A 10615-nucleotide genomic window follows, 5' to 3' on the forward strand; every position below is an offset into this window, starting at 1 on the left:
GATTTGAAGGCAAAATACTTTGGCAGCGCTCTCACCGATCTCGGAGAAAGCCGTCCATATCTCCGTAAACATGCAGCAGATGTCACGCCGCTGGGGCCTTGGGCGGTCGAATGGCTGCCTGCCACAAGTTCACAGGCTGGTGCGCAAGCGACCGGAAGCCACGATCTTCACCAGGTTCATCCCGGCGTTGAATCCGGGCAAAGGCCATGGTCAGTGGAATATGAGCCTCTGGCGGAGATGACGATCGCAAGGGCCGGCAAGGAGATGGTCGAACTTCTGCCCGAGCTTGCCATCCACATCCCGCCGGCGTGCCTGTTCGATAAACCGATCTATTCACCGTGGCTGAGCGGCGAACTTGCTCGCGTGCTTCAGTCCGAAGGCGTCGAGGAGGTCATCGTCAGCGGCGGCGAGGCCGACATGTGCGTTCTGGCGACCTTGCTCGGCTCTGTCGATCTCGACTATCGAACGATCTTGGCGGAGGACGCCATTTGCAGCACGTCCGATGAAGCCTATGAAAACATCCTGAAGCTCTTCACCAAGCGCTACTCCCACCATGTCGAGGTGGCGCCGGTAGACGCTATTCTTGGATACTGGCATTAGCCGCCTTGAGCGATGTTGGTACGGCCATTTTGACTGTCCTGATTGCTGAGTTCTCCGGGAATATCTAGGCAAAACCTCAGTTCGACCGGCGATGGCGCATGTCGCGTCCCCATGCGCCATCTCAGGCCTCAATTGTCTGATCGAGGCCCGCCCGTTCCCCCTTGCGGGCGGGCTTTGCCCGCTGAAGCCCCCAGCTTTGGATCAAGTCGGCGCTTCATCCGTCGAAAGGAACGAAAGCCAAATCCGGGAATTAGGTACAAGCATCTGAACATGATTTCCAGGAGGAAGAAATGGGACGAGGTATTCTGCTCTGGCTGCTCGGCGTTCCAATCCCGATCATCATTCTTTTGATGCTTTTCGCGCGTTAGGAGCCCGACGATGACCAATGCATTTTCCGGGGTCGATGAACCGGCCGCAATCGAAACGTCGAGCTCCGCGGTCAGTTGGGGTCCCATTGTGGCCGGCGCTTTTGCGGCCTCAACCCTTACAGTCGTCCTGATGCTCGTAGGGTCCGGGCTTGGCCTGACCATGATGTCGCCCTGGGGCAGCGCCTCCCTGACGACATTTGCGGTCTCGACCGCGATCTGGCTTGTCATCGTGCAATGGCTCTCATCCGCGCTGGGAGGCTATATTGCCGGGCGGCTTCGCACCAAATGGGTCAACGTCCACACCGACGAGGTGTATTTCCGTGATACGGCGCATGGCTTCCTCGCTTGGGCCTTGGCTACCTTGCTGGTGGCGACCGTCCTTGGTTCGGCGATCTCGGGGATTGTCGGCGCAGGCACCCAGGCCGCGACCGGCTTGTTGAGCGGCGCCGCCACCGGCGCGGCTTCGCGGGCCTCGGCGCAGTCGCCATCCGCCAATGACTTGGCCGGATACTTCGTCGACTCGTTGTTCCGGCCGGCCGACAACGCAGCCGCTGCCGCGCCTCCCGCGGCTGGCGCGCCCCAGAACAACGCGGACATCACGGCCCAGGCATCACGCATACTGGCGGTCGGCGCCGCGAACGGGGAAATGAGCGCGGACGACAAGGCTTATCTCGCCCGCCTGGTAGCGTCGCGCACGGGTCTTCCACAGGCTGATGCGCTGAAGCGGGTCGACGACGTCTTGGCGCGGATCGAGGATGCCAAGAACAAGGCCAAGACGGCCGCCGATAAGGCTCGCAAGGCAAGCGCCACGACCGCGCTGATCGGAGCTTTGTCTCTGGTAATCGGCGCCTTCATCGCGGCCGTCGCCGGAGTGCTTGGTGGCCGCCAGAGAGATGAGGACGAGGCCCGCTTTTTGCGAAACGGCTGACGGATATCGCCGGGCCTGGAGCATTCCAGGAAAGTGTGAGCGGCTTTCCTCTCGGAATTGTTTTGAAACAAAGAATAGAAGGGCAATTCAGCCGCCGCCCGTGGTGCTACTGGCTGCCGATGGCCTCAAGCGGGATGACAGCCATGAAATTGAGACCGCTCGGAGCGATCCGCAAATCCACCGTCGCTCCGAGCTCGTAAGGCAAGGTGTGCTCCAGCACCTCCAGGCCGAAGCCGCGCCGCTCAGCGGGGCTGAAATCATGGGGACTGCTTTCTGTCCATGTGAAGCGGAGCGTGTCTTCTTCCAGCTGCCATTCGATGTCGATGCGGCCCGCGCGACTTGAAAGTGCTCCGTACTTCAGGGCATTCGTCGCCAGCTCGTGAATGGCCAGCCCCATTGTCTCGGCGGCCTTGGGCGCCAGAGCCACGGACGGGCCTTTGATCATCAGGTTCTCGTCTTCCCGGCCACCTGCGGCGCGCAATTCTTCCGCGACGATCGACGCCAGATTGATGCCGATGGACGGGCGCCGCGTGATGGCTGCCTGCACACGGGCGAAAGCGTTGATGCGACCCTCCAGATGAGCCGCCGCCTCGTCCAGCGATTCGCTCTTTTCCATCGTACGCCGCACGATCGAACGGATGACCGCCAGCGTGTTGCGCGCATGATGCTGCAATTCAGCGAAGCGCGCCTGCTGCCGTTCCTCGGCTTCCCGCTGACGCGTGATGTCCTGGCCGACGCCACCGATATGGGCGACCTTTCCCGCTTCATCGCGCATCGGAAAATCGGCATCGCGCAGCCAGCGTATCTCGTTGTCGGCTGGCCGGCATATGCGGTATTCGAAGGTCGCGCGTTCGCCCTCGCGAATGCGCTCGATCTGGCCCAGCACATACTCGCGATCTTCGGGCACGATAAGCTCGATCCAGGTGGCGAAGTGGTTGCCGGCCAAGGCCTGTTCACGGCTCATCCCGTAAATGGGATCGAAAGCGGGCGTCAGGTATTCCCACTGCAGCGTCTCGGCGTTGCGGATCCACAATACGTCCGAGGCGGCCTCTCCGAAATCCTGCAGGTTCTCCTCGCCGTCACGCAGTCGGGCCTCGGCAGGCGCATGCTCGCGCATGGCCGCGTTGACATTGGCCAGACCGCGTTCAAGCGGCTTGTTGGGCGGGCCCTTGGACATCACTCCTCATTAGCATCGAGATGCCTGCCTTCGCGATCGAGATGCAAATAGTTGGGATTGAAAAGCGCGACGTCCTGCAATGCCTGGAGATTGGGAATGGTGAGCGTCCTGTCCTTCAGCACAATGAGGTTCGAAGCGCGCAACTCCTGCAGCGTACGATTGACGTGAACCGTCGACAGACCCAGCGTCTCGCCCAACTCCGTCTGCGTCAACGGGAATTCGCAACTGCTATTGCTTGTGCAGCCGGCAGCCTCCAGCCGGATGAACAACTCGCATAACAGATGCGCCATCCGCTCGAGCGCATCGCGCTGGCCGAGGTTGACCGTCCACTCGCGCTGGATGGCCGCCGCGACGAGCAATTCCCACCACAGTGCCTGAGTGATGCGCGGGTGCCGGATCATCATCTCGTCGAAAGCGGCGCGTGAAATTTCCGAGACTACGACCGGCGTGATGGCACCGATCGAGTGGTCCATTTCCTTGAGGATGAAGACGTTGAGATCGCACAGATCGCCGGGGAGGAAAAACGCAATGATCTGCCGGCGTCCGTCTTCGAGGGTCTTATAGCGGTAGGCCCAGCCCTCGTTGATCAGATTGATGAATTCAGGTTTCTCGCCTTCATGGATAATGTCTTCTCGGGCGGAGAAGCGCCGGACGCGTTGCGCCGCGATTTTGACCAGCATCTCCTTGTCGGCATGCGAAAGCCGCGTGAATTTCTCGAGCTTGCGGATCAGAGGTCGCCTCATCCTTATCCTCTTGTCCCGTGGTACACAGAATGATCCGCCGGCGACCTTACCTATGTTAATGTCCAGCATGGGCGCGGCGACTCGCCGTCGGGGGAGGCAGGCCAATGGATTAGAAGGTCGCCGGTGCTCGCGTGCTCGAGATGGAAGACAAGTATTTTTCTGGGCCAGGATATCACCAAAGCGCTCGCTGCGCTCGGTCTGGCTGTCATCGGTCCTGTCGCGACCAACTATGAAGCGATGGAAGCCTGTCATGATCGCGTCGACGCCGCCGTCCTCCCTCTGGACCTCGCCACCGTCGACTTTGCCGGCGGCTGCCGCTGGTTTTCGCCACCGGCTACGACGCGAAAGTCGCAGACCTGAGAAGCCTTACGATCCTATGGAACTGGCGCGTCACATACCGGAAATGACACGCCAGCCATTGCCGGCACCGCTGAAGGTTCGTCGCCGGATCAGTTGCCCATCAAGTCGAAGCTCACGACATGGCCGTGCTTTACGGCCGATCGCGCGATCATGTTGCTCAATTGCGGGCTCTCGACCGAGCAATCCGGCATGACCGTCAAGATGGCACGCGTGGCCGCGGCCACGGACACCGGCGAGCGGTTCGAGGAACGCGTTTCCATGTAATGTTCGATGAGTTCGTTGAGCCGCACAGGATGATATTTGATCACGCCGCAACCTCCCTTAGCCGCGCTTTTGCTGTCTTGCAGTTGATAATTGCGCCCGGCCTCGCGGCCACGCATTAACCCATGAGAGGAAGGCGGAAATTCTTTGGAAGCTTCGGCGCGGCAAGGGTCCGATCAGGAGAAAGGGCCCGCCTCGCCTTGGGGGTAGAGTTAGGCGGGCCCTCCGGCTCTCTTTGGCTGCCGCCGTTTTGTCAAGCCAGGGCTGAGATTTATCCGAACCGGGAAAGAGTCGCTTTAACCTGCGTTATGTCGGGCACCGGCGCCGAGCGCAGATATCTTCAGCGTCACCGGCGGACCCGGTCGAAATGGCGCCCGGGATCGCCCGCGATGCGTCCAGCCGAACAATAAGAAGGATAAAATGATCTCCGCTCCCAACGGCTCTGGTTTTTGCGATATCACGGCTGTAGCGCGTGAGCTCTCGCTGTCCGATCTGGCGGTGCCGATCGAGGACATCGTCCGGTCGTTTTACGAAAATCTCCACGAGGGCGAACCCTGCCCCCCGGCGTTGATCGAGGCCCTCAAGCAGGCGTTGCAGAACCCGGCACGCGAGGAAACAGACGCAAATGGTATCTGAAGATGCGCTGCCATTGAGATTTCGCGACGCTGAGCCATATTCCTTTCCGCTCCGACATGCGTCGACCAGTAATATCGTCATGCCAATATTGGAGCGGGAGGCTGGATTGCGGAAAGATGGCAAAGGGAGTCATCCGCCGCGTCAATTTGGCGGTCGCCGGGGGCAGCAAGAAGCGCTCCTAAGGGTGACACGGTGTTTGGAGGAGCACTGGCTGTGATGGGAGGATCTGATCTCGGCGGCCGCACTGTGCTGGTCGTGGAGGACGAATATTACATCGCCCTCGAGGCGGCGCGCGCGTTGCGCTGCGCCGGCGCCGAGGTCATCGGGCCATGTCCATCCGATCGGGCTGCAAGGGCTGAACTCGAAGAGCGGCGCCCCCATGCGGTTCTACTCGATATCAACCTCGGGCCCGGGCCGTCATTCAGCCTGGCCGATTCCCTCAAGGATATCCGTATCCCGTTCGTTTTCATCACCGGCTACGATAAGGAGGTGATCCCCGACCGGTTCGACGACATCGAGCGGCTGCAGAAGCCGGTGCAGCTCCGGCAAATCGTCGGCGCCATTTCCAAGGCGCTGGGAGACGCTCAAACGCAATAGCAGCCTGTTGCCGTTTTGCATGGCTGCCTAAGGTCGACAGCGGCTTTGGAGGGACGGCGACGGGTGCGCGCCTAGCGCTACCATGCGGGATTTACAAAGCGGGTTCGTGAGCGGCAACGCGGGTGTCTGCCACTCTCATCGCCAGAGCTGTGACGAATGCAGCGGCGCCTGCATCGCAACCATGCCTGGATGGTGCGTTGGAGCTGATGATCGCCTTGGCAGAGCGATTTTTTGTCGACGGGCGTCCTGGTGCTGTTGGCTATCTGGCTGAGAGAGCGCGGCTCCCCCGAGAGCAAGCCAGTACATGCGCCACATGCGAAGCGGGTCACTGACAGCCGGGGCACCACCGTTCGCCGTGATCGCCATTCTGTCTGATGACCACGGGCTCATCGACTGAATGGAACATGCGGCTTGCTTCGCTGTTCGGCGCTATGGATGAATTGCGCTCGCATAGCATTCAATTGTACCTGGAAGACCTTCTCCGGACACGCAGGCGCGCGGAGCGTCTGATGGCTGAAACCGGCTCGGCCATTGCCCAGGCCCAAATTCTGCTGCAGCAATCCCGCGTGCTGCTGGACAGGATCGAGAGAGACAGAAGCCTTTATCCGCTCTGGCGAAATGCTCAAGGCGCCGGGAGAGGGGCTCGCAGGCGAAAATAGCGGCCGACCTTAAGTCTAGTCGCCAAGGAAAATCCTTGCGTCTTTTGCGGCGGCGATGAAGGCCTGGCGTGCCACGCGTGGAGGCTTCCCGTCCCGCAACACCGACAAACATGCCCTGATTGCATGATGTCGCGCGCTGGAGTCCGGTTGCGGCCAAATATGCAGAAGGATGTCGGCCGCATCCAGCACAGTGACCACCACCCGATCACGATCGACCCTGCCGGGCTGCACGATAACCGGTTTGCGAAAACGTTTGATGCGTTCTGTGCGCATGATCGTTTTGCCGCTGACGATTTCGCACAAAAAGAAGCGCGTAATTGCCGTCGCAATCAACAACCTATGTTAACGCAGTGCCGTCATTCATGGGGCAATGTTGATTTGGCCTTTGTGCCCTCACCTAGGCTGGGCCCGGCCCCGCAATCCTGTGTCACGGACAACATCGCGGGCCGGGCTTTGCCGGGTCCTCCCGGATGAAACGCCGATCCTCGTAGCGGTCGAGCAATCCGGATTGGATCGGATCGGCAAGGCTGCGAGACTTCATGTAGACATGTGCCAGCGTGCTTGACCCGTCCGCGACAGGATCGATCTCGATCAGAATGCGAAAGTTCCCCGGTTTGCCGATTGACTCAATGCTATCGAGCTTCGCCAGAACGCATCCATCGACGATATAAAGCTCGCCGCTGACATGAAGGCCGCTCCCGGGCTCATTGAACATCATCGGGGCGAAGCGTGGCCCTGCGATCAGCATCGGATATCGCTGTTTGGTACGGCACGGGCCGATAAATCGCGCGCCCGACAGGCCTTCATCGTGGAGCGGAAAGCCTCTTTTCAAAGTGCCGAACACGAACACGTTCTCGGCCAATGGTCGGCTGGACATCTCAATCGACGGGCTTTGACCGGCGGCGAAGCCTGTCGCGTTGGTCGAGATGCACCCGTTGGTTGTCTCCAGCAAGTAGCGAACGCGGCCCAACGGCCGCCGCCCATTCTCGCAGGTACTCGCGTGACGCTGCTTTGTTCATAGCATCGATTCGCCATGGTTGCGGCGGCTCCGGACGGTTCCAGAGCCTCACAATCCGCCGCCGGATCGTCGGCGGCGGCAGTACCTGAACTTAGAAGTCATGGCTATGTTCCGCGACGACCGCGGCGCAGTTCATTCCTTCACGTAGGCGCCGGACTGACGACCACTCCTCGGCGCCTTGGCGTCCTTGGAATGCTCCGCGACAGAGGGACCGGCCCCTGAACTCTTTTGCGTAGCCGGGCTGGGGGTGGTCTGGCGCGGCGGATTGCGGCCCTCCGACTGATGGGTCCTGTCCTCGACCTCGCCCTGTCGTCTGGTGAGACCCATGCCTTCGCGAGGCTTTTCATTCTCGGCAGCTTCCTGCGAAAATTGGTCGGCAGGATCCGGATCGCGATTAGCGGGATATTTTGTGGCGCCCGTCTCGCGGCGGTTCTGATTGTTCATGGCTGATCTCCATTTCCCATGGAGAGGTAACAATGGCGCGAAGGCGACGTTCCCGATCCAGCACGATACATGGCACCCAAGTTTTGACCGGACGGAACAAACGTGCAGGCAATCAACTAGGCGCGGGCAGCGCTACCGGAGGTGCGAAAGGAGGCTCGTCATGGACGGGGAAGACCGCATCAGGCAACGCGCCCATGAAATCTGGGAGCGTGATGGTCGCCCCGAGGGCCGCCAGCAGGAACACTGGGATCAAGCCGTCCAGGAGATCGAGCCGGAAGGTTCGGAAGTCGAGCGCGGCCCGGTGGCGCCCGATCCCGCAGTTGGCGTCGTCTCCGACCCTGCCGCCAACAGGCCGGGCGGCTGAAGCACCTCGGCCTGCGGATGCGTCGTATCCTAATTGCACCTGGCATTCTGGTGATCGTTCTGGTCGCGCTATGGGTCTGGTTGGACCAAAACGGCGGACGCCCGCGCGGTGGCGCCCAGCAGCCATCGCCGCACGCTATCGACCAGAATGGCCGAGAGGATAGCTAACCTCACCGCGTCGCGGTGTCGCCGGGCTCATGCCGTCTGGCCTTGGCAGGCACCAGCCGGCCTGAGTTGGCGCGCAAACCTCTGAAGAACTCCTCCACATAGGGCAGCAGTTCGAACAGCACGATGACGATCATCACGGCGGCAATATATGTCACCGGCAGTTGCTGTTCTTTCCAGGTTAGATCGAGGCGAGCCTTTTCCGTTCCGGCGCCGAACAGAGCCAGGAATTGGTCCCAATGCAGCGCCACCACGATGACCAGACCCATCAGCGGGATCATTTCCAGGAAGCTGTGCACATGCTGCTCGATCGGGCTCACCGTGCGCGCGGTGGTCGCATAGCGAACGTCCCACAGCGCCGTCGCTTCGTGGACGAAGAAGGTGACGATCATCACGGCGATCACCAAGGCATTCACCTCCAGGAACATTGCCGCAAGCAGCGGGATTCCAACCTCGGCGAACATCAGCAAATGAATGAGCGATTCCTTCGCACCGGTCGTCGATTCGATGTGGGTGGCGCGATGGCAGAGCCAGTCGGCAAAGCCCGCAATCAGCCAGACCGGCAAGACGAAATACATTAGGATGAGCACCATCGGATCAGCTAGCACCGCGTGTCTCCCTGTTCTCCGCGTCGCGCTCGAGCTTGCAGCCTCGCGATCGAGCACGTTCGGCTCGTTGCCGTATTTCAGCATCAGCGCCAACACCACCCCGCTTGGGATTCTCGCTCTTTCCGGAAGGTCGCGGACGCATTCGGCATTTCGACCCCGTTGTCGTCCCTGGGAGCTTCGCCGTGCGACGTCATAGTCATGGTTCCCGGCCGACCTCACGCCGAACCGCAGGCCGGCGGAATGGTTCCATGCCTGTCGGATCCCGATCGAAGCGCGCGCAGTGAACGGCTGGAACGGTTCACACGTCGCCGCGTTCTACCAATTGGGTTCCCTGCGATCTCGTGGATATACGCGCCGGGTATCGACCCGGCATGCCCCGCGACTGAGGTCTCACCACAATGAGAATATGAACTAAGGAGCTTCGTGTGCGAAACCTCAGGGGACTTCACCTCTTGATCGCGGAAGACGAGTGGCTGGTGGCCAGCGATCTGGCGACTTTCTTCGCTGACATGGGCGCTATCATCCTCGGACCGGCAGCGACAGTGGAGCAGGCCGGGCGACATGCAAAGGCGGCGGACGCAGCGATTCTGGATATCAATCTGCATGGCCGCCACGTTTTCCCGGTAGCGGATGAATTGATGCGGCGCAACGTGCCTTTCGTCTTCTTCAGCGGGTATGACGAGATCGCCATCCCCGAGCGTTTGCGTTTCGCGAGCAGCCTGAGCAAGTCGTCAAACCGTGCTGTCGTGGTCGATGCGCTGTTCCAGCCGGAGCCCTCTGCAGAGCCATTGACCTTCGCGCAGCCGGCGACCGCGGCGGAGGACGTCGTAGCGCTGCTCCCCAAACTCCGGCTCACCGCGCGTCTGCTGCTGGACGATGCCGGCGCTTCCGACCGCCTTGTCGAGCACACTTTGGAACAGGCGCTTGAAGATATCGACAAAAGGCCCGAAGGGTCGTCGATCGCCGACTGGCTGAACACCATCATGCGCAGGATGGCGCGGCTGCGCGGAGCTTGTCTGCTGCACTGATCTCAGACAGCCGAGCCGCCGGCGACCTGCGTTCGCCGGGCGACCAGCATTCTCAATGCGTCAGGCGGCTTCTGAGCCAGCCGAGAATCCGGTTGCCTTTTATGATCCGGCGGACCCGCGCGGCAGCCCAGCTGGCTTGCATCGTCGCGCCGGCATGGCAGCTGCACACGACGTCATGCAATTGCCAATCGGACAATTCGAAAAAGCGCTTCGCCTCGCCGTAGGTGTCGGACTGCAAGCCGGCCGCGCGCAGCAACGGATCATCGAACGCAACCGCGAGCGGCGATCCGTCCGCGCGCACGCGTTCGCGAACCTCGGGATCGACATATTCGGTGCCCGTTAGCGCGGACAGGCACCGAAGGGGATTGCGGTCCAGCAGTTCCGCCCACCGCTCGATCCGCTGCGTTCTCGTTGCAAGCGGAATCAATCCAAGCCGGTCGACGACTGCCACCGATTGAAGTTCATATGAGGTCTGATGCTTCATTGCTGTCTCCTGTGGTTTGAGGCCGATATCTGCACTGCGCGGCAGACCTGCCGGGCCGGAAGCCCGCGCCTGCGAGGGACAGGCGCGGGCCGATCAGGGTGTTGCCCACCGATCTTCGACAAACGCCTGGCGTGGCGTCTGAAGCGAACCCGAACTGCCAGTCCTCCGCTATGTTC

Annotated in this window: 14 protein-coding genes and 1 pseudogene; 7 read left to right on the top strand and 8 right to left on the bottom strand. The window is 61.1% G+C overall.

The annotated features are described in order from the left end of the window. The first annotated feature begins 3 nt into the window (after window positions 1-3). Both FJ414_RS21545 and FJ414_RS21550 read left to right on the top strand, forming a co-directional pair. Complete coding sequence (locus FJ414_RS21545; protein ID WP_181181670.1) at window positions 4-600, top strand: isochorismatase family cysteine hydrolase; 597 nt, start codon at window positions 4-6, stop codon at window positions 598-600. A gap of 378 nt (window positions 601-978) precedes the next feature. After that, window positions 979-1896: a hypothetical protein gene (locus FJ414_RS21550; RefSeq protein ID WP_140646333.1), complete on the top strand. Its 918-nt coding sequence runs from the start codon at window positions 979-981 to the stop codon at window positions 1894-1896. 106 nt (window positions 1897-2002) lie between these two features. On the opposite strand, the gene FJ414_RS21555 is transcribed toward FJ414_RS21550, so the two are convergent. From FJ414_RS21555 to FJ414_RS21565, 3 genes are all read right to left on the bottom strand, one after another. After that, entirely contained in the window at window positions 2003-3013 is a 1011-nt protein-coding gene (locus tag FJ414_RS21555; RefSeq protein WP_181181671.1) for an HWE histidine kinase domain-containing protein, read from the bottom strand. 59 nt (window positions 3014-3072) lie between these two features. After that, the gene (locus FJ414_RS21560; protein ID WP_140646442.1) at window positions 3073-3816 is read right to left on the bottom strand and encodes a Crp/Fnr family transcriptional regulator; all 744 of its coding nucleotides are present in this window, start codon (window positions 3814-3816) and stop codon (window positions 3073-3075) included. A gap of 449 nt (window positions 3817-4265) precedes the next feature. Beyond that, entirely contained in the window at window positions 4266-4484 is a 219-nt protein-coding gene (locus FJ414_RS21565; protein WP_140646335.1) for a hypothetical protein, read from the bottom strand. A gap of 373 nt (window positions 4485-4857) precedes the next feature. Between FJ414_RS21565 and FJ414_RS21570 the strand changes: the two genes are divergently transcribed. The 3 genes and pseudogenes from FJ414_RS21570 to FJ414_RS32125 form a co-directional block, all read left to right on the top strand. Further along, window positions 4858-5073: a hypothetical protein gene (locus FJ414_RS21570; protein WP_140646336.1), complete on the top strand. Its 216-nt coding sequence runs from the start codon at window positions 4858-4860 to the stop codon at window positions 5071-5073. A gap of 216 nt (window positions 5074-5289) precedes the next feature. Beyond that, on the top strand, window positions 5290-5670 hold the full coding sequence (locus FJ414_RS21575; protein ID WP_140646337.1) for a response regulator: 381 nt from the start codon (window positions 5290-5292) through the stop codon (window positions 5668-5670). Window positions 5671-5886: 216 nt separating this feature from the next. Then, window positions 5887-6045, top strand: a pseudogene (locus FJ414_RS32125) (DUF6766 family protein); the annotation flags it as partial. A 299-nt stretch (window positions 6046-6344) separates the two neighbouring features. Here FJ414_RS32125 and FJ414_RS21580 read toward each other — a convergent pair. The 3 genes from FJ414_RS21580 to FJ414_RS21590 all read right to left on the bottom strand — a co-directional run bounded on the left by FJ414_RS21580 (window position 6345) and on the right by FJ414_RS21590 (window position 7791). Then, on the bottom strand, window positions 6345-6665 hold the full coding sequence (locus tag FJ414_RS21580) for a DUF982 domain-containing protein (RefSeq protein ID WP_246672464.1): 321 nt from the start codon (window positions 6663-6665) through the stop codon (window positions 6345-6347). A 91-nt stretch (window positions 6666-6756) separates the two neighbouring features. Then, the gene (locus FJ414_RS21585) at window positions 6757-7281 is read right to left on the bottom strand and encodes a gamma-glutamylcyclotransferase family protein (protein WP_246672465.1); all 525 of its coding nucleotides are present in this window, start codon (window positions 7279-7281) and stop codon (window positions 6757-6759) included. 198 nt (window positions 7282-7479) lie between these two features. Continuing rightward, entirely contained in the window at window positions 7480-7791 is a 312-nt protein-coding gene (locus FJ414_RS21590; RefSeq protein WP_140646338.1) for a hypothetical protein, read from the bottom strand. Window positions 7792-7951: 160 nt separating this feature from the next. On the opposite strand from FJ414_RS21590, the gene FJ414_RS21595 reads away from it, so the two are divergent. Next, window positions 7952-8155 (top strand): DUF2934 domain-containing protein, encoded by a 204-nt coding sequence (locus FJ414_RS21595; RefSeq protein WP_140646339.1) that lies wholly within the window; start codon window positions 7952-7954, stop codon window positions 8153-8155. Window positions 8156-8324: 169 nt separating this feature from the next. Here the strand turns inward: FJ414_RS21595 and FJ414_RS21600 are convergent, their stop codons facing one another. Continuing rightward, window positions 8325-8927 (bottom strand): diguanylate cyclase, encoded by a 603-nt coding sequence (locus FJ414_RS21600; protein ID WP_140646340.1) that lies wholly within the window; start codon window positions 8925-8927, stop codon window positions 8325-8327. 452 nt (window positions 8928-9379) lie between these two features. Here FJ414_RS21600 and FJ414_RS21605 point away from each other — a divergent pair, with 452 nt between their 5' ends. Continuing rightward, complete coding sequence (locus FJ414_RS21605) at window positions 9380-9955, top strand: response regulator (protein ID WP_226892159.1); 576 nt, start codon at window positions 9380-9382, stop codon at window positions 9953-9955. A gap of 52 nt (window positions 9956-10007) precedes the next feature. Here the strand turns inward: FJ414_RS21605 and FJ414_RS21610 are convergent, their stop codons facing one another. Beyond that, window positions 10008-10439, bottom strand: coding sequence for a hypothetical protein (locus FJ414_RS21610; RefSeq protein ID WP_140646342.1), 432 nt, complete (start codon window positions 10437-10439; stop codon window positions 10008-10010). Between the last annotated feature and the right edge of the window lie 176 nt (window positions 10440-10615).

It is taken from the genome of Mesorhizobium sp. B3-1-6 (assembly GCF_006439555.1).
Taxonomy (GTDB): Bacteria; Pseudomonadota; Alphaproteobacteria; order Rhizobiales; family Rhizobiaceae; genus Mesorhizobium.